The sequence below is a fragment of the Tessaracoccus sp. SD287 genome, assembly GCF_017355265.1.
In the GTDB taxonomy this organism is placed as follows: domain Bacteria; phylum Actinomycetota; class Actinomycetes; order Propionibacteriales; family Propionibacteriaceae; genus Aestuariimicrobium.
In genome coordinates this window covers 23,795-41,267 of record NZ_JADIJQ010000012.1, presented here as the reverse complement: position 1 = coordinate 41,267, position 17,473 = coordinate 23,795, and the positions used below count along the sequence as shown (strand labels likewise).

The following is a 17,473-nucleotide window of genomic DNA, read 5'->3' as shown; positions in this document are numbered from 1 at the left end:
CAGCCAGATGACGCGAAGGTTACTCCTCACCGAAGGCCGGGTCGTGGCTGCCGACCTTGCGGGCCACCGACAGGTGGCCGCCCAGGTAGCCGCCCCAGCTCATCATCGCCACCGCCGCCAACGACAGCGCCGTGCCACTGCGGTGGTGGCCGGCGCGGCGCGCGACCCAAGAGCCCACCTGCAGACCCAGCGCGGTGCTGTTCGCCAACACGTGGATCAGGCCCACCCGCTTCTGCTTCTGGGTGGCGGTGGAGATTTCGGCGGCACCGGTCAGCACCGCGGGCAGCGTCGACAGGATGCCCAGGCCGGTCAGCAGCTGGGCAGACTCGGTGGCCCGTCCCGGGCGGATCAGGTCGAGCGTGGTCGCCGACGACCACAGCCCCAAGGGCAGCACCACGATGGCGGGATGCAGTGCGTGTCCCGCCCAGTCGCCCTGCAGCACGCCGCGGATGGTGTCATTGGCGACCACCGCCTCGATGAGCGGACGCAGGCCCTCGACGCCGGCGTCGATGTCCTCGTTGTTCTCGATGCTGATCATGGTCTCGACAAGGGGACGGTTGCCGGTCATTTCTTCCTCCAGGATGATGGGTGTCCAGACAACCAGAGTGATCCCCCCTGCCGATGCGCGGGCAGGTTGGGCAAAACTCACCGGGCAGCACCCACCGCTGACTAGGATGTGGAGTCCCCGGCACAGGAGGTCACATGCCCAGCTACTCTCGTCGCGCCGTGCTCGGTGGCATCGGTGCGCTGGCAGGAATCGGCCTGGTCGGCTGCGGCCAGGACTCCCCCTCGGCCGCCGGCCCCGCCGAGGTGACCTACCAGTTGTCCTGGACCCACTCCGTGCAGTTCGGGGGCACCTACCTGGCCCAGGACCGCAAGCTGTTCGAGGAGCAGGACCTGAAGGTGAAGCTGGCCGCGGGCGGCCCCAACGTCGCCGGTGACGCGAACACCGTCAGCGGGGCCGCACTGATGAACATCTCGGTGGCCGATGGCGTGGCCCGGGCCAATGCCGAGGGCGCCGACCTGGTCATCATTGGCGCCCAGTACCAGAAGAGTGCGGCGACGATCCTGTCGTTGGCCGACGCGCCCCTGAAACAGCCGCAGGACCTGGTCGGCAAGAAGATCGGCGTCGCCGGCACCGACACCCCGGGGCTGACGGCCTTCATGGCCACCAACAAGCTCACCACCGACCAGGTGCAGTTCATCCCCAGCCAGTACGACCCGGCCGTGCTCACCGCCGGCCAGGTCGACGGACTGTACTGCTTCTACAACGACCTGCCGGTGGCGCTGGCCACCCAGGGCATCGAGGGACACTCGATGCTGTTGGCCGACTTCGGCTACAACCCGATGAGCCAGACCTACACGGTGCTGCGCTCCAGCCTGGACGACGCGCGCCTCCGTGACCAGATCGTGCGGCTGTTCCGCGGCGACGCCCGCGGCTGGCAGTTGTACCAGGACGACCCGAAGGCCGCCGCCGACGTCACCATCAAGGCCTACCCGGATGCCGGGCTCGACCCGGCCGCCCAGCAGAAGCAGGCCGAAGTGCAACTCGACCTCATGTACTCCGAGACGACCGACAGGTTCGGGTTCGGCTGGTTCACCGATGAGCAGGTGCAGCAGAACCTGGAGTTGTTCACGCAACTCGGCATCGAGGGCGCCACCGCCGACCTGTGGGACCGGTCCATCCTCGACGAGGTGTACAAGGACGGACCCACGGCGTGACCCTCGCGTCCACCCAGCAGGCCGCCCCGGAGGTCACCTGTGTCGCGGTGGCCAAGACCTTTGCCACCGCCGGCGACCCGCTGGTCGTCCTGGAGACCCTGGACCTGACCCTCGAGGCGGGCTCGGTGACGGCCCTGGTCGGCCCCTCCGGGTGCGGGAAGTCGACCCTGCTGCGGATCATTGCGGGACTGGAGCGCCCCGACCCGGGCGGCACCGTGGGCATCGGCGGGGACGATCCGCTGGCCGTGCGTCGGCGCGGCGAGATGGCCATCGCCTTCCAGGACGCCTCACTGCTGCCCTGGCGCACCACCGCCGGCAACGTGGCGCTGGCGCAGCGGCTGGCTGGGCAGGCCGTCGACCACGACCGGGTCCGCGAACTGCTCGCCATGGTCGGTCTGGCCGGCTTCGAGACTGCCCGCCCGGCGCAACTGTCCGGTGGGATGCGCCAGCGGGCGGCGATCGCCCGCTGCCTGATCACCGAACCCCGGCTGTTGCTGCTCGACGAACCCTTCGGCGCGGTCGACGAACTCACCCGACGGAAGCTCAACATCGAACTGCCGCCGCTGTGGTCGGGTGCGGTCACGACCACGCTGCTGGTCACCCATTCGATCTCCGAGGCGGTGTTGTTGGCCGATCGGGTGTTGGTCATGTCCCCGCGGCCGGGCACGATCATCGCCGACCTGCCCGTCGAACTGGAGCGGCCGCGTCGCCTGGAGCACCTGCACAGTCGACGCTTCGGGGAACTCGTCGACCAGATCGGCACCCTGCTGGGCGTCGACCGAGTGCCCGGCGCCGGGGCCTGAGCGGTGGTCAGGGCTGGCTGGCGCAGGGCGCTGGCCGGGGTGGTGTTCCTCGGCCTGTGGGAGTGGGTCGGACGGACGGTCCTGGCCGGCAGGCACCTGATCGGGGTGCCGTCGGGCATCGCGGCCAAACTCGTCGACAACGCCGAGGTGTATGGGCGAGGGTTGTGGTTCACCACCCGTGAGGCCCTGCTGGGCTACCTGTGGGGCAACCTGGCGGCGATGGCCCTGGCACTGCTGGTGGTGCTGGTGCCGGCCCTGGAACGCCTGGTGCTGCGGTTCGCGCTGGTCGTCTACTGCCTGCCTCTGGTCGCCCTGGGCCCCCTGCTGCGGCTGGTCTACGGGTTCGGGGACGGGCCGCAGATCACCTTGGCGGCGTTCGCGGTGTTCTACCTGACCCTGGTGCCGCTGCTGGTCGGCCTGCGCGCGGTGCCCCGGTCATGGTTGGACCTCACCGCCACCTACGGGCGGGGACGCTGGACAACGCTGGTCGTCGTCCGGGGTCGGGCATCGCTGCCCTACCTGATGGCTGGCCTGCAGGCGTCGGTGCCGGCCGCCTTCCTGGGTGCCCTGGTCGGTGAGTTCACTGGTGCCGAACGCGGCCTGGGGGTGCTGTCGATCCTGGCGCTGCGCAGCCTGGACACCGACGGTCTGTGGGCGCTGATGCTGTTGAGCACGCTGGTGTCGTTGGCCGGCTACGGTCTGGTCTCGGCGCTGGCCCGCCGGGTGGCACCCGAGCGTCCCGAGGTGCTGCTCACTCCCCCCGGTTCCCCCGCTCGCCGACCGGTCTGGCAGCGCGCAGCCCACGCCGTCGCGGGAGTGCTGGTGACCGGCGCCCTGGTGGTCGGTGCCTGGGTCGGACTGTTCGAACTGCTGGGACTGAACCCCTACTTCGCCAAACGACCCGACGACGTCTGGGCATGGCTGGTGACCTCACCGGCAGCGGCCGGGCACCGCCAGGAACTTCTCGCCGCCTCGGGGCAGACCGCGGCCGTGGCCATCCCGGGATACGTCGCCGGGCTGCTGATGGGCGTGCTGCTGGCGGCGGTGTTCTCGTTGTCGGCCAGGACCCGCCAGGCGCTGACCCCGGTCGCGGTGGCGTTGCGGTGCGTGCCCATCATCGCCATCGCGCCCCTGCTGGTGGGGGCGCTGGGCCGGGGTGCGTTCGGGACGGCGGTGGTGGTGGCCATCATGACGTTCTTCCCCACCCTGGTCTCGTGCCTTTACGGGCTGGCGCGGCTTCCCGGGCAGGTCGCCGACGTCTTCGCCACCTACGCCACCACGCCCACCCGGGTGCTGCTCCTCGGACGGCTGCCGGCCATGGCACCGGCGTTCTTCGCGGCCGCCCGGATCGCGGCACCCACCGCCCTGCTGGCGGCCACCGTGGCGGAGTGGCTGGCCACCGGCACCGGACTGGGCAACATGATGGCCGTGGATGCGGCGACCAGCCGGTACACCTCGCTGTGGTCGACGGTGGCGGTGGTCACCCTGATTGCCCTGACGGCCTACGCGCTCGTCGAGGTCGTCGAGGCCCGGGTGCTGGCGGTGCTGGCCCCCGAGCAGCGTCGCTGGTGAGTCACTGAAGGATGAGTCACGGACTGTCGAGGGCTGCCGAGACGATCCGGGCGGTGTCCTGCCAGGTCGGCAGCTGGGCTCGCCGCCGCAGCGCCTGGCGGCGCCAGCGCTGCCGGGTCGCCTCGTCGGTCAGCCAGTCCCGCAGCACGGCGGCCAGCGCCTCGACGTCGCCGGCGGGAAAGGTTGCCCCCGCGCCGGCCTGGGCCTCGACGGCGCCGGTGCCAGAGACCACCACCGACGCGATGCCGTGGGACAGGGCTTCGCTGACGACCATTCCGTAGGTCTCGTGGCGCGAGGTGTGGACCAGCAGGTCGGTGTCGGCCCAGACCTCCTCCAGTGCCTCACCGACCACGCTGCCGCACAGGGTGACCCGGTCGGCCAGGCCCGACCGGGTGATCCGGTCGGCGACCCTGACGGTGAGGGCCTCATCAACGGTGTCGGGGCCGACCAGTCGCGCGGTCCAGTCCAGGTCCTGCAGGCATGCCAGTGCCTCGACCAGGGTGAGTGGATCCTTGCTGGGCGTGAGCCGGGCCAGCCACAGCAGGCGCGGCGCTCGTCCGGTCGCGGCGGGGCCCGGGCCGGGAGCGATGGCGGCCGCGCTCACCCCCGGCAGCGCGACGACGGCGTCGTGGCGGTCGTAGCGGGACGCGACCTGCTCACCGGCCCAGGTGCTGGTGACCAGGACCTGGCTGGCGGCCCGGACTGCTGCGGCGTCGCTGAGCCCGAGCCGCTGCCGGTCGGTGGGCGGCAGCGAGGGGTCGTCGGCCGGGAAGTAGTGCACCATCACCATGACCCGGCGTCCGGCGGTGGTGGCCGCTCTGATCAGCCCGGCAGCGCCCGCGGCGACGATGTTGCCCAGCAGCCAGGTGTCCTCGTGGTCGAGCAACTCGGCCAGGTGCTGGCGGTCCTGGTCGGTGGGCAGCGGCCAGGAGCCGGCGACGTCGTACTCGTGCAGGTCCCATCCCAGTGCCCGCAGGCCGGCGGCCAGTTCGTCGTCGTAGCGGTTGCCACCGCTGGGCAGGTCGCTGCGCCAGCGCGCGAAGCCGAGTCGTCGGTGGACCTCAGCGGCCACGTCGTCCACCCCCGGCCAGCGGCGCGATCACCGCGCCGATCACCATCATCGCCATCGGCACCAGCAGTGCCGTCCGCAGGCCGACGTCGTCGCCGACCAGGCCCAGCAGCGGCGGCCCCACCAGAAAGGCCAGGTAGCCGATGGTGGACGCGACCGCCACCCGTGCGGCCGGGTTCGGGCCGGAGTCGGCGGCCAGTGAGAGTGCCACCGGGAACCCGAGGGAGGCGCCCAGTCCCCACAGCACGACGGCGGCCGAGGCGACGGCTGCGTTGTCGACCACGCTGACCAGCAGGATGCCGATGGCGCCGAGCACCGCGCTCCAGGCCAGCGCCGGCCCGCGGCCCAGGCGCGCGATGACCGGTCCGCCGACGAAGCGTCCAGCCGTCATGGAGGCCGCGAAGACTGCGTAGACCAGGGAGCCCAGGGCGGGGTCGAGTCCGTGGCCGTCGACCATCACCAGGGGAAGCCAGTCATTGGCGGCACCCTCGGCCAGGGCCATCGCCAGGACGACCAGCCCGATCAGCAGTAGCCGTGGGTCGCGCCAGATGCCGCGTCTGGCAGTCGTTGCGGTGTGCTGGTCGCCGGGGACCCGACGTCCGGTGCCCGGAGGAAGGTGGCGGATGGCCCACCAGAACAGACCGACGCCGACGACGCCGATCGTGACCAGGTGCCAGGTGACCGGTAGACCGGCGGCGATGGCGCCGATGCCGGCCAGGGCCCCGACCACCGTGCCGAAGCTGAACCCGCCGTGCAGCAGGGGCAGGAAGGGACGCTGGATGATCTTCTCGACGTCGGCGCCCTCGACGTTCATGGCGACGTCCGCGCCACCTGCGCCAGCGCCGAACATGAACAGCCCGGCGACCACCAGGACGGCGGACCCGGCCGCCGCACCCAGGCCGATGGTGGGCATGCTGGCCACCACGCCAATGTTCCCGATGGTGATGACCGGGCGGGCGCCGAAGCGCAGGCAGAGCGCCCCCGAGACCAGGATGCCCAGCATCGACCCACCCGACAGGCCCAACAGCACCAGTCCCATCTGGCCCGTGCTGGCGCCCAGCAGGTCACGGATCGCGGGGGTGCGGGTGACCCAGGACGACAGCGTCAGGCCGGCCAGGAAGAACAAGGAGAACAGTGCCCAGCGTCGCTGGTCGACGGTCGAGGTCACGGGACTCCTCATCGGGTCAGGAGCCGTGGGGTCAGCTCCCGAGCAAGTGTTCCAGAACGGTGACCACGCCGTACTCGGCGTTCGTCGGGGCCACGTAGCGGGCCCGGGCACGGATGCCGGGGTGGGCATTGCCAATGGCGAAGGACAGGTCGGCGGCGTCCAGCATTTCAGCGTCGTTGAAGAAGTCGCCGAAGGCGACAGTCTGTGCCCGGGTGACGCCCAGGCTCGCCTGCAGCGCCTGGACCGCGGTGCCCTTGGTGGTGCCGCCGGCCATGATGTCGATCCAGTGGGCGGCCGAGACCACGACCTGGTGGTCGTCCTCGAGGACGCTGAACACGTCGCGCTTGGCGTCGTTGGGGTCGCCGAAGTCGTAGATGGCGACCTTGAGGATGTCGTCGTCGACGACTGCCAGGTCGTCGACCACGGTCAGTTCGGTGAAGTAGGTGCCGACCTCGGTGACGAACTCCTCGTCGGCGCGCTCGACCCAGGCGCCCTGGCGGCCACACAGGATGACGCCCAGGTTGCGTCCCGAGGCGTGGGCCTGGTCAAGGGCACGCTGGACGTTGGCGGGGTCGACGGTGCTCATCGAGATCACGTCACCGTCGCGCATGACCAGGCTGCCGTTCTCGGCGACGAAGGTGGTGAAGCTCTCGTAGCGGGTGAACATCTTGTTCAGCGTCGGGTAGGGGCGCCCGCTGGCCGGGACGAACGGGATGCCGGCCTCGTCCAGGGTTTCGACCAGGTCATCGAAGCCGACGGGGAGTTTCCCGGCGTTGTCGAGCAGGGTGCCGTCCATGTCGCAGACGACCAGCCGGACGTCGTGCTGGTCGGGGTCGATCTGCTGCCAGGTTTCGAGGTGGCTCGTGGTCAGGACGGGGGTCTGCTGAGTCTGGGTCACTACTTGACCGTAGCCCCATGCGGTGAACGCTGGGTGTCGGGGCCGAGGGGCGATCAGGGTGCGACGGGTCGCGGGATGTGTGCCTGCGCAGGAGAAGTTATCCACAGATCGGATGAGCGTGCTTGAACGTCGTGGCGAACCTTGGGAGAATTGAACATGGGTTCGATTCAATGAGGAATGAGGTGGTCACCATGGAATTCAGCGCAGCACGAGCGCGGCAGAAACTGGCCGAACTGGACGCCGTGCACCAGGCCCAACGCCGCGCCGAGGCCGACCGGATGCGACTGTTCGCCGAGTTCGCCGACGAGTACCGCTGGCTGCCCGACGACGGTCCGGCGCTGGCCGGTGCCGAGGGGTTCGCCCACTGGGGCGGGGACGGCACCCCTGGGGTCGCGGAGTTCTGCACCCTCGAAGTGGCGGCTGCCCTGCGCCTGACCGAAGAGAGCGTGCGCCTCGACATTGGTTATGCGCTGGCGGTCCGGCACCGGCTGCCCCAGACCTGGACGGCCACCATGGCCGGACGACTGCGGGTCTGGCAGGCCAAGGAGTTCGCCCGGCTCACCCACGACCTCAGCTACGAGCAGGCGGTGGCCCTCGACCGTGAGGTCGGCCCCCAGATCGGGCAGGTGTCCTACACCCGGCTGACGAACCTGATCAGGGGTCGGGTGCTGGAACTGACCCAGGCTGTCGCCACCACCGAGCACGAGCAGCTCAAGGCGCAGTGCGACGTGGTGGTCGAGGAGCCCGTGGCGGGTTACGCGCGGGTCTTTGCCACTCTGCCTACAGCGGAGGCGCTGGTGCTGAAGGCGCAGATCGATCGCGTGGCACACCTGTTGGTTCAGCAGGGGTCCTCCGAGGGGTTGGGGATGCGTCGGGCGCTGGCCCTGGGCATGCTGGCCAATCCTGCCCGTGCACTCCAGGTGCTGCAGGCATCGGTGCAGGGCGTCCTTCCCGCAGCCGATGCGGACTGCCCGTCGCGGGGGCAGGCGGGTCACCTGTGCGGGCAGGTCACCGTCGACCCCGACCGGCTGCTGCCGCAGGTCAACCTGACGGTCCACCTCACCGACCAGGTGCTGCGCGACGGCGACGGGGTGGTCCGCGGGGAGGCGCTCGGCCCGCTGCTGGCCGGGTGGGTCAAGGATCTGGTCGGCCACACCCGGGTGACGGTCCGACCGGTGCTGGATGCGGGCAACCTGGTGCCCACCGACTCCTACGAATGCCCGGCCCGGATGCGTGAGGCAGTCGAATTGCGCAACCCCTACGAGGTGTTCCCCTATGCCAAGCGCCGTTCCCGCGGTCTGGACATGGACCACACCCAGCGCTGGCAGGACGCCCCACCAGAGTTGCTGACCCGCACCGGCAACCTCGGTCCGCTGTCGCGCAAGGTCCACCGAGCCAAAACCCATGGCGGTTGGCTGCTCGAGCAGACCGCCCCCGGCGTGTTCGTCTGGCACTCCCCACTGGGCTTCGGCTACCTGGTCACCCCGTCCGCGTCCTGGATGATCAAGGACCCCACGGGCAGGATCATGGTGACTCCAGAACCGCTACGGTGACGCGGTGAGCCACCTTCCCTACGTCAGCTTCCTGCCGCCAGGACGGCGCAACAACCTGGTCGACCCGGAGTCGACGTGGTGGAGCTGGCACGGGCATCGGGTGCATGTGGCCCGCGCCCGTCGTCCTGACGCGGCGGTTCGCCTGCTCGTGGTTCACGGTGCCGGTGGGCACAGCGGCGCCCTGTGGCCGCTGGCCGCGTTGGTGGCTGGTCGCGGCCTCGACGTGACTTCGCTGGACCTGCCCTTGTACGGTCTGACCGAGGTGCCCGATCGCAAGAGCGTGCGCTACGACGACTGGGTGCGCCTGCTGGTCGACTTCGTCGCGGCAGAGGACGACGGTCGTCCGCTGCTGCTGTTGGGCGCGAGCATCGGCGGGCTGTTGGCGCTGGAGGTGGCCGCCCGCAGCACGCATGTGAGCCAGGTCATGGCGACGTGCCTGCTCGACCCCTCGGACTGGCGGGCGATGGTCAGGATGACCCGGTTCGGGCCGCTGGGCGTGCTGGGCCGACCGCTGTCGCGACTGGTGGAGCGGCGTTGGGCCGGTTCCGCGCTGGCCAGGACCATGATCCCGATCGGTTGGGTGGCGAACCTGGCCAGGATGAGCCGCAACCCCGCGCTGTCCAGACTGTGCGCCACTGATCCGCTGGGTGGCGGCGCTCGGGTGCCGATCGGGTTCCTGACCTCCTACGTCGCCTACCGGCACACCGCCCCGGCGCAGATGACCACGCCGGTGACGCTGGTGCACCCGAGTCACGACGACTGGACGCCGGTTGAGTTGAGCATGCGGGTGTTGCGGCGGGTGGCGGCGCCGGCCTCGATGGTGTTGCTGCGTGAGTGCGGCCACTTCCCTGTCGAGGAACCCGGGTTGGGTGACCTGCTCGAAACCATCGACGCGATTGTTGCCGATCTCGCCGACTAGCGGGAAGGCGTCAGGCCACCTTGCCGGCCGCCCGCCACTCGGACTGCTTCTGCTTCCAGATCTCACGCAGGTCCGGGTCCTCCAAGACCAGACGCACGGTCTGGCAGTCCTGTGGTCCGGTGGCCCCGGGCACGCACAACGAACAGGGGTCACCGGGACGCAGGGGGCATTTCGGAGTCGCGAACGAGCGGGCCATGATTGACAATTCTACGAACCGGCCCTGAGCGCCAGACCGCCGGGGCCGGTTAAGCCGACTCCTGCTCCAGCCGGTCCAGCTCGGCGTCCAGCAGCTGCGCCCTGTCGTCGGCCCGCTGCATCAGCACTCTGAACACGATCACCAGCGCCACGAACCCGGCACCCAGCGGGACGACCCACCACCAGCCCCAGCCCAGCGACTGCTGCCAGACGGCGATGATGACGGTGGCGATCATGAACAACGAGAGCAACGTCACCAGGGTGACGACGATCCTGTTCATGGGGACGCTCCTCTGTAGTGCGACTCCGATGATCCTATGGGCCGGCGGTCGCTGGGGCCGAACGCGACGCCGAAGCTGGCCCCTCGATGCCAGCGACCCCCTGGGGTGCGACGTCTCCGTCAGCCGCGTGGACCGCTGAAGGCTGTTGCTCCTGACTGTTCGCGGAGGAAGTCTCTGCCGGATTTCGGTGTGATCCCCCGCTCGAGCAGGGGCTGCTCGTCCCAGGTGGCCTCCTGGATGTCGGCGAGGAGTCCGGCGCCGAGAACGCACGCGAGGGCGTCCTTGCGGCGCTCGAGCAGGCGGATCGCGAGACGGGCTGCGAGGCGCGGCATGTGCCGTGCCGTCATCCGATGCTGGGTGAGTTCGGCCGCAGTCGAGATGGCCTCATTCATCGTGAGAGGTTCCGGGCCACCGAATTCAATCAGTGCTGGAGGATCCGGCTCCAGCGCGACTGCTGCGACCAGAGCGGCGACGTCCTGCGTGGCCACCCAGCGCCGTTTCGTGTCACCCTTCCCTATCACTACGGCTGTCCCTGCCTCCATGTCGAAACGGGCCGCGGGTCCGAGGAGGACTTCCTGCAGGGCGTCCGGACGGAGAATGACGGATCGCATCGGCGAGTCGGCCAGGCGCCGCTCGATGGCCAGCTTGGCGCGATCCAAGGGCGTGCCGATCGCCGAGTCCACCCCGGCAAAGGACACGTAGACGAACCGGCTCACACCCGCGCTTTCCGCTGCGTCCACCAAGGAGCGCATGCCGTGTTCATCCACATCGCGGACTGTCGCCGGGCTCAGCCCGACCAGGCGTCGACCGACTGCCGTCGCCGTGGCGATCACCGTGTGGACGTCCTGGCAGGCCGCCGTGAGGCTGGCCGGCACGGTGAGGTCGCCCCGAACGACTTCCAAGCCCATCTCTCGCACGACGGTGTCGTCGCTGCTCGGCCTCACCAGAGCCCGAAGGTCGTGTCCCTCCGAACGCAGAAGCCCGGCGACGCGCCCGCCAAGGTCACCCGTGGCACCGACGATGAGGATCATGACCGGGCCCCTGTCATCTGGGCACCGACGACCGTCCGGACGGCCTGGTCCACGTCGCCCGATTCATTGTCGACCGGCTCGAGGTAGAAGCGGACGGCGGAGAGGAGGTTCTCGCGTGTGGTGAAGACCGCGACACCGAACTGTTCAACGGGGCGTCCGTCGAGACGCGTCCCGCGGGTGGTCCACTCGACCCAGACCTTCCCATCGGGCGCCGTCGTGGCATCGAGGACCTGCACCGTGAGATCGGGGATTCCCGCGAACAGCGCGGACCAGTTGGAACGCACTTGCGCGCTTCCGGTGAAGTTGCGGCCGGGGTGGTTGGGGGTGATGTTGGTGTAGTCGTCGGCGAACTCGGCGACCAGCGCGTCGATGTCGTGTCGCATGGCGGCGGCGAACATGCGTTGCACCGGCCCGTTGGGGAGGCGACTCACACCGTCTGGCGTGTCCATGATCTTGGCTCCTTGGTGCCTCCGGCGGTGAGGCGGAGGCCTCGATGCGAACCTGCTAGGGTAATTCAATACAGTTGACTGTATCGATTGGAGTTTACGCCGCATGTCCCGCCCCGTCAACGCTTCGACCCCTCCCAGTCGGAAACGGCCCTACGACGCTCGGCGGCGTCAGGAAAATGCCGAGGACTCGCGGCACCTGGTGACGGCACGGGCGCGCGAGCTGTTCCTGGCCCAGGGGTTCGGGGCCACGACCGTCGCCCAGATTGCGCGCGCGGCCGGCGTGTCCCCCGAATCGGTGTACAAGAACTTCGGAGGCAAGCCCGGGCTGGTCCGAGCCATCCAGCAACAGGGCCTGCTTGGTTCCGGGGGCCTGCCGGCAGAACAGCGTTCCGATCTCGCACAGTCGACGGCGCCGAACGCGGCCAGTCTCATGGATCAGTTCGGCCGCTTCACGACCGAGGTGGCGCCACTCGAGGCTCCGATCCTGCTGCTGATCCGTGATGCGGCCGCCACCGGCGACACCGACATGGCTGACATGCTGCGCGAGACCGACGACGCGCGGCACCGCCGGATGCTGACCAACGCGCGACAGATCGAGTCCCGGGGGTTCCTGCGTCCGGGGCTCAGTGCGCTTGAGGCTGCCGACATCATGTTCGCGTGTACGAATCCCGACCTGTACGAGAGCCTGGTGATCAAGCGAGGATGGCCGGTCGAAAGGTTCGGCACCTTCATCGCCAGCACGCTGAAGGCAAATCTGCTCTAGGACCCCCGAAACCGGCCGCAGCGGGCCCGGGCGCGACACTGCCCCGTCATCAGACGGGGCAGGTGGCAATACTCTGCTTACGTGGAGCTAAGGGGATTCGAACCCCTGACCTTCTCATTGCGAACGAGACGCGCTACCAACTGCGCCATAGCCCCAGGTGCTGCAACAGCGTCCAAACATTATCACCGCCACCCGGCACCACCAAAGCGGCTCCCCCCACCGGCGTCAGCGGCCCCGATACGGCGCCAGGTCGACCTCCTGCAGCGGGTCGCCACCGTCGACGAACAGCCGACCCTCGGGCTTCAGCGCGGCCACCACCTTCTTCAGCGCCAGCGCCTTGTTGCGCGGGTGGCGCTCGTCCAGGTCACCGACCCGGACGGCGAAGACCAGGTCGAACGGCTCCTGGTCGAGCAGGTCGAAGTCCTCGATCGCCACATGCCGTGCGCTCAGCAGCCCGGCATCGATCTCGTCGGCGGCGCTGCGATAGATCTGTGCCACGCCCTTGTCGGAACGGTCGATCACCAGGACGTGACCGCCGGGGCCCACCTTCTGGGCCACGGCCCGGGCCGCGGCACCGGGCGCGCCACCGATCTCGAGCACCCGCATGCCTGGCTCCAGTGGCAGCGCGTCCACGATTTCCGCCAGTCGTACAGACAGTCCGGTCATGGTTCCCCCATCGACGGTTGCGACGATGGTAGCCCCGCCACCGGGGACTGGCCAGCCCTCAGGCGTGCTGATCCTCGGCCAAATGCGGGGACTGCACCGACCAGGCCGGGGGCTCGTCGTTGCCCGACTCCTCGTCGGCCTCGGCGATGTCCTTGCTGGCATGCACCTTGCCCGCAGCATGGTGCACCGGCGCATAGATGGTGTAGAGCTGCAGCGGCTCCTGCCCGGTGTTGACGATGTTGTGCCACGACCCGGCGGGAATGATCACGCAGTCCCCGTCGCCCAGTTCGGCGGTGAAGTCCAGGTTGTCCTGCGAGGGCCCCACCTCGGCCCGACCCTGACCGGAGTCCACCCGGACGAACTGGTCGGTCTCGGGGTGCTGCTCCAACCCGATGTCCTCGCCGACGGGAATCGACATCAGGGTCACCTGAAGGTAGCGACCGCTCCAGGCCACGGTGCGGAAGGTGCTGTTGTGCACGGTCGCCTGTTCCAGGTTGAACGTGCTCGGGTGGGGGCCATTGTCGCTGATCGTCATTGGTCGTGTCCTTCCGGTCGTCGCTGTGGTCGTTGCCCCCGACTCTAGTAGCCCCCACGGCGCCGCGATACAGCACATCGTTACCGAGTCGGCGCGCACCCGCCGATCCCCGGACCTGACGCGACGGCCGCCCCGGTGACGACATACCCTCAAGACATGCGCCTCGGAATTGATCTTGGAACCACTCGCACCCTGGTCGCTCGGGTCGACCGCGGCAACTACCCCGTGGTCAACTTCTTCGACGCCGACGGCGACGCCCACGACCACTTCCCCACCGTGCTGACCGCCCACCCCGAGCGCGGCATCCTCTACGGTTTCGACGCCGTCGACGCGGCCCGGACCGACGACCTGCGGCTGGTCCGCTCGTTCAAGCGGCGGCTGGCCTATCCCGACGTCAATGTGGACACCACCATGAGCATCGGCGGCGCCAGCGTCCCCCTGGTCGACGTCTTCACCGGGTTCCTGGCTGCCTTGCGCACCGCGCTGGTCGAGCGCTCCTCTCTCAGCGGCGAGTTCGACCAGGACGAGACCATGGTTGCCGTCCCGGCCCACGCCCCCGGCATCCAGCGTTTCCTCACCCTGGAGGCGTTCCGCCGCGCCGGCTTCACCGTCCTGGGCGTGGTCAACGAACCGTCGGCCGCGGGCTTCGAGTACACGCACCGGCAGGGGCGCACCCTGAACTCCCGGCGCACCCGGGTGATCGTCTACGACCTGGGCGGCGGCACCTTCGACGCCTCACTGATCAAGGTCGACGGCACCGCCCACGAGGTGCTCGACACCGCCGGCAACAACCGGCTCGGCGGCGACGACTTCGACGCCGCCCTGGCCCAGGTCGCAGCCACCACCGCCGGCCTGCCCTATGGCCACCTGGAGCACCGCACCTACGAGGCCCTGGTCGACGACTGCCGCAACGCCAAGGAGTCCATCAACGCCCAGACCCGTCGGGTCACCGTCGATGCCGACGGCTACCCCATCACCGTCGACGTCGCCGACTTCTACACCGCCGCCGGCACCCTGGTCGACCGCACCATCGAGACGATGGCCCCGCTGATCGGCGCCCTCGACGACCAGGGCCGGCTCACCCTGGACGACACCGAGGTGGCCGGCATCTACCTGGTCGGTGGCGCCTCGGGGCTGCCGCTGGTCGCCCGACGGCTGCGCGAACAGTTCGGACGACGCGTCCACCGCTCGCCCTACCCGGCGGCCTCGACCGCGATCGGTCTTGCCATCGCTGCCGACGAGTCGGCCGGGTTCAGCCTGCGGGACCGGCTCTCGCGTGGCTTCGGGGTCTTCCGCGAGGCCCATGACGGCCAGGGCATCAGCTTCGACCAGATCTTCGACCGCACGACGGTCACCGGGTCGGACACCTTCGAGGTGATCCGCCGCTACCGGCCACACCACAACATTGGCTGGTTCCGATTCGTCGAGTACGCCACCGTCGACCCGCACGGCCTGCCCAGCGGCGACATCGTGCCCTTCGCGGAGATGCTGTTCCCCTACGCCCCCGAGCTGCGCGGCCGTGACCTGGACGATCTGGCGATCACCCGCACCGGCGAGGGCGGCGTCGTCGAGGAGCGCTACCTGATTGACCCCAACGGCATCGTCGAGGTGCACGTCACCGACCTGACCAGCGGGTTCACCATCAGCCGGGTGCTCGGCGAGAACTGAGGCTACTGCCCGACGACGCGGCCGTAGTCGCGGGGCTCGACGGGCTCGACGGTCGCGTCGGAGTCCTGGGGTTCTGCGGTGACGGGTCGGACGTCCGGGGCGGTCAGGGTGGGCATCGACAGGTCAATGGTGCGCACCGTGCGGGGCACCATTGGCTTGGACACGTAGGTGGGGGTGGTCACCGGGATCGGGTCCCACAGGGAGCCGGTCGACTCGATGGGTCCGCTGAGCTCGATGGAGTGCTCGGCATCCTGGTCGGTGTGATGGACGGGCTGGCGCAGCGGCGACACGTCCAGGGCAAGGGTCTCGTTCATCCACCCCGCGTGCAGCCGTTCCATCCGGGCGTCCAGCACCTTGTTCAGCGAGACGACGCTGAAGCGGGCGACCACCAGGAACGTGACCAGCAGACCAGCCGGGATCACCGGCACCCACCACGGCAACGTGACGCCGGGAACGGGCTGCAGCGCCAACAGGGCGACCCCGACCAGGGTCAGGGTCAGCAGGCCGAGCACCACCCGCAGCCGGCGACGTGCCGCCAGCCGGTACAACTCGCGGATCTCGTGGACGCCGGCCGAACGGGTCAGCGGGGTGCTCACCTCGAGCAGCGGGTCGTGGCTCTCGGCGGCGAACGGGTCGGACGAACGCTTCAGGATCGTCATCGAGTCGGCGAACCGGTCAGCGAGTGGGTCCTCCTCGACGGTCTCGCGGCGGGCGGCGAGCCACGGAATCAGATACGCCAACCAGCCCACCACGAGGATGGCGAAGATCAGTCCTGAACCCATGCGGACTACCGTAGGGGCCGCGGCGTGGGCGCCGGGCCACCCGAGGCGGCGTGTTGGGGAAACATCTGGCTCGTCGGCCTCACAACTGCAGTACTCACAGCTCCAGTACCTGCACCTGCTGGCCGGCCTGCACGACCTCGGTGCCCTCGTCCAGCAACACCAGGGCATTCACCCCGGCCAGGTCGGCCAGGTTGGCCTGCTCACGACGCGGGCTCAACTCGACCGAGCGGGTGCCGCGGTCATTGGTCAGGGTGGCCCGGGCAAACTCGTAGACCCCCGGCACCGAGCGGATGACGCTGCGGGTGATCGCCCGCACCGGCGGACGCACGACCGGATCGGTGCCCATCAGCTTGCGGATGAGCGGCTGCACGAAGGCGTGGTAGGAGACGTAGGCACCGAACGGGTCGCCGGGCAGCATCACCATCGGCACCCTGTCCTCACCGATCAGCGCGAACCCCTGCGGGCGCCCCGGGCTGATGTTCACCTCGGCGAAGTCGGCCGCCCCGAGCTGGGGCACGACCTCGCCCAGCAGGTCGCCGTCCTCCTCCCGGAAGCCGCCGGTCGAGATCACCAGGTCGGCGCGGATGAGTTGGTCCGAGATGGTCTCGCGGACCTCATCGACGTCATCGGAGACGACGCCGATGCGCCACACCTGGCAGCCCTCGGCCTTCGCCGCGGCGGCCAGCATGTAGCCGTTGGCGTCATGGACGTGGCGGTGGCTCGGCAGTGGGCGTCCCGGCTCGACCAGACCGCGGCCGGTGCTGATCACCACGATGCGGGGGCGGGGACGGGCCAGCACCTTGTCGATGCCGGCACCGGCCAGCAGCCCCAGCAGGCGCGGGTCCAGGTCGACACCGTGGGGCACCAGCACCTGTCCGTCGGCCACGTCGGAGCCGGCGGCGCGCACGTGGGTTCCCGCCTGCACCCGGCGGGTCAGTTCGAGTTCCTGCGGGCTTCCCTGGACCTCGCGCAGCATGGAGTCGACCACCACGGTGTCGGCACCGTCGGGCAGCACCTGGTGTTCCTCGACGCGCACCCCGGCGCCCTCGGGCAACGCGCCGTCCACGTCATCGACCACGCGCAGCAGGGGCGGGTCCTCGTCCTCGAAGTCGCCGGCTCGCACCGCGACGCCGTCCGCGGCCGCCGTGCTGGCCCGCGGCAGCGGCGCCGGTGCGGTGATCTCCTCACAGATCGCCAGCCCGTGGGCGTCCAACAACTGCATGCCGAAGGGGGCCAGCGGCTCCACCAGGCTCAGCAGGTAGTTGCGATGGTCAGCCAGGCTGCGCAGTCCGTCCTCCCCCACCGCGGGTCCCGGGGGGAGGGTTGGCCGTGGCGTCTCCACCACGATCTCTTCTACGGGCTTCTTCCTGCCGAAAAGTCGCATGCCACCTACGATAGG

At 69.6% G+C, this 17,473-nt stretch carries 19 protein-coding genes and 1 tRNA gene; 7 read left to right on the top strand and 13 right to left on the bottom strand.

From position 1 onward, the window contains the following. Nucleotides 1-19: 19 nt before the first annotated feature. Nucleotides 20-568 (bottom strand): DUF2231 domain-containing protein, encoded by a 549-nt coding sequence (locus IPV09_RS06880; protein ID WP_207474502.1) that lies wholly within the window; start codon nucleotides 566-568, stop codon nucleotides 20-22. A gap of 134 nt (nucleotides 569-702) precedes the next feature. On the opposite strand from IPV09_RS06880, the gene IPV09_RS06875 reads away from it, so the two are divergent. The 3 genes from IPV09_RS06875 to IPV09_RS06865 are packed head-to-tail and all read left to right on the top strand — an operon-like array spanning nucleotide 703 to nucleotide 4,097. Then, nucleotides 703-1,722: an ABC transporter substrate-binding protein gene (locus IPV09_RS06875; RefSeq protein WP_207474501.1), complete on the top strand. Its 1,020-nt coding sequence runs from the start codon at nucleotides 703-705 to the stop codon at nucleotides 1,720-1,722. Then, a complete protein-coding gene (locus IPV09_RS06870) occupies nucleotides 1,719-2,525 on the top strand; it encodes an ABC transporter ATP-binding protein (RefSeq protein ID WP_370590245.1) in 807 nt (268 codons plus the stop codon). Before IPV09_RS06875 ends, IPV09_RS06870 begins: the two co-directional genes overlap by 4 nt. 3 nt (nucleotides 2,526-2,528) lie before the next feature. After that, nucleotides 2,529-4,097 carry an ABC transporter permease subunit gene (locus tag IPV09_RS06865; protein ID WP_207474500.1) on the top strand — a complete coding sequence of 523 codons (1,569 nt, stop codon included), beginning with the start codon at nucleotides 2,529-2,531 and terminating at the stop codon, nucleotides 4,095-4,097. Nucleotides 4,098-4,113: 16 nt separating this feature from the next. Here IPV09_RS06865 and IPV09_RS06860 read toward each other — a convergent pair whose 3' ends face one another. Genes IPV09_RS06860 through IPV09_RS06850 form a run of 3 tightly spaced genes read right to left on the bottom strand, consistent with a single transcriptional unit; the run spans nucleotide 4,114 to nucleotide 7,232 of the window. Further along, complete coding sequence (locus IPV09_RS06860; RefSeq protein WP_207474499.1) at nucleotides 4,114-5,169, bottom strand: glycosyltransferase family 4 protein; 1,056 nt, start codon at nucleotides 5,167-5,169, stop codon at nucleotides 4,114-4,116. Continuing rightward, nucleotides 5,159-6,334 (bottom strand): MFS transporter, encoded by a 1,176-nt coding sequence (locus IPV09_RS06855; RefSeq protein WP_207474498.1) that lies wholly within the window; start codon nucleotides 6,332-6,334, stop codon nucleotides 5,159-5,161. Before IPV09_RS06855 ends, IPV09_RS06860 begins: the two co-directional genes overlap by 11 nt. Nucleotides 6,335-6,365: 31 nt before the next feature. After that, nucleotides 6,366-7,232, bottom strand: coding sequence for an HAD family hydrolase (locus IPV09_RS06850; protein ID WP_207474497.1), 867 nt, complete (start codon nucleotides 7,230-7,232; stop codon nucleotides 6,366-6,368). Between the two features lie 191 nt (nucleotides 7,233-7,423). Between IPV09_RS06850 and IPV09_RS06845 the strand changes: the two genes are divergently transcribed. Then, complete coding sequence (locus IPV09_RS06845; protein WP_207474496.1) at nucleotides 7,424-8,785, top strand: hypothetical protein; 1,362 nt, start codon at nucleotides 7,424-7,426, stop codon at nucleotides 8,783-8,785. Nucleotides 8,786-8,789: 4 nt separating this feature from the next. Further along, nucleotides 8,790-9,704, top strand: a complete 915-nt coding sequence (locus IPV09_RS06840; RefSeq protein WP_207474495.1) for an alpha/beta hydrolase — start codon at nucleotides 8,790-8,792, stop codon at nucleotides 9,702-9,704. A gap of 10 nt (nucleotides 9,705-9,714) precedes the next feature. On the opposite strand, the gene IPV09_RS06835 is transcribed toward IPV09_RS06840, so the two are convergent. The 4 genes from IPV09_RS06835 to IPV09_RS06820 all read right to left on the bottom strand — a co-directional run bounded on the left by IPV09_RS06835 (nucleotide 9,715) and on the right by IPV09_RS06820 (nucleotide 11,660). Beyond that, on the bottom strand, nucleotides 9,715-9,900 hold the full coding sequence (locus tag IPV09_RS06835) for a DUF6767 domain-containing protein (RefSeq protein ID WP_207474494.1): 186 nt from the start codon (nucleotides 9,898-9,900) through the stop codon (nucleotides 9,715-9,717). A 49-nt stretch (nucleotides 9,901-9,949) separates the two neighbouring features. Then, entirely contained in the window at nucleotides 9,950-10,180 is a 231-nt protein-coding gene (locus IPV09_RS06830) for a hypothetical protein (RefSeq protein WP_207474493.1), read from the bottom strand. Nucleotides 10,181-10,299: 119 nt separating this feature from the next. Next, nucleotides 10,300-11,211, bottom strand: coding sequence for an SDR family oxidoreductase (locus IPV09_RS06825; protein WP_207474492.1), 912 nt, complete (start codon nucleotides 11,209-11,211; stop codon nucleotides 10,300-10,302). After that, entirely contained in the window at nucleotides 11,208-11,660 is a 453-nt protein-coding gene (locus IPV09_RS06820; protein WP_207474491.1) for a nuclear transport factor 2 family protein, read from the bottom strand. Before IPV09_RS06820 ends, IPV09_RS06825 begins: the two co-directional genes overlap by 4 nt. A gap of 103 nt (nucleotides 11,661-11,763) precedes the next feature. On the opposite strand from IPV09_RS06820, the gene IPV09_RS06815 reads away from it, so the two are divergent. Further along, on the top strand, nucleotides 11,764-12,423 hold the full coding sequence (locus IPV09_RS06815) for a TetR/AcrR family transcriptional regulator (protein WP_207474490.1): 660 nt from the start codon (nucleotides 11,764-11,766) through the stop codon (nucleotides 12,421-12,423). Nucleotides 12,424-12,505: 82 nt separating this feature from the next. Here IPV09_RS06815 and IPV09_RS06810 read toward each other — a convergent pair. From IPV09_RS06810 to IPV09_RS06800, 3 genes are all read right to left on the bottom strand, one after another. Continuing rightward, nucleotides 12,506-12,578: transfer RNA gene (locus tag IPV09_RS06810), tRNA-Ala, on the bottom strand. A gap of 70 nt (nucleotides 12,579-12,648) precedes the next feature. Then, on the bottom strand, nucleotides 12,649-13,089 hold the full coding sequence (locus tag IPV09_RS06805) for a cyclopropane-fatty-acyl-phospholipid synthase family protein (RefSeq protein ID WP_207474489.1): 441 nt from the start codon (nucleotides 13,087-13,089) through the stop codon (nucleotides 12,649-12,651). A gap of 58 nt (nucleotides 13,090-13,147) precedes the next feature. After that, the gene (locus tag IPV09_RS06800; RefSeq protein WP_207474488.1) at nucleotides 13,148-13,624 is read right to left on the bottom strand and encodes a cupin domain-containing protein; all 477 of its coding nucleotides are present in this window, start codon (nucleotides 13,622-13,624) and stop codon (nucleotides 13,148-13,150) included. A gap of 156 nt (nucleotides 13,625-13,780) precedes the next feature. On the opposite strand from IPV09_RS06800, the gene IPV09_RS06795 reads away from it, so the two are divergent. Continuing rightward, the gene (locus IPV09_RS06795; RefSeq protein ID WP_207474487.1) at nucleotides 13,781-15,292 is read left to right on the top strand and encodes an Hsp70 family protein; all 1,512 of its coding nucleotides are present in this window, start codon (nucleotides 13,781-13,783) and stop codon (nucleotides 15,290-15,292) included. A 2-nt stretch (nucleotides 15,293-15,294) separates the two neighbouring features. Here IPV09_RS06795 and IPV09_RS06790 read toward each other — a convergent pair whose 3' ends face one another. Next, nucleotides 15,295-16,074: a hypothetical protein gene (locus tag IPV09_RS06790; RefSeq protein WP_207474486.1), complete on the bottom strand. Its 780-nt coding sequence runs from the start codon at nucleotides 16,072-16,074 to the stop codon at nucleotides 15,295-15,297. A 94-nt stretch (nucleotides 16,075-16,168) separates the two neighbouring features. Continuing rightward, nucleotides 16,169-17,458, bottom strand: coding sequence for a gephyrin-like molybdotransferase Glp (gene glp / locus IPV09_RS06785; RefSeq protein ID WP_207474485.1), 1,290 nt, complete (start codon nucleotides 17,456-17,458; stop codon nucleotides 16,169-16,171). Nucleotides 17,459-17,473: the final 15 nt, after the last annotated feature.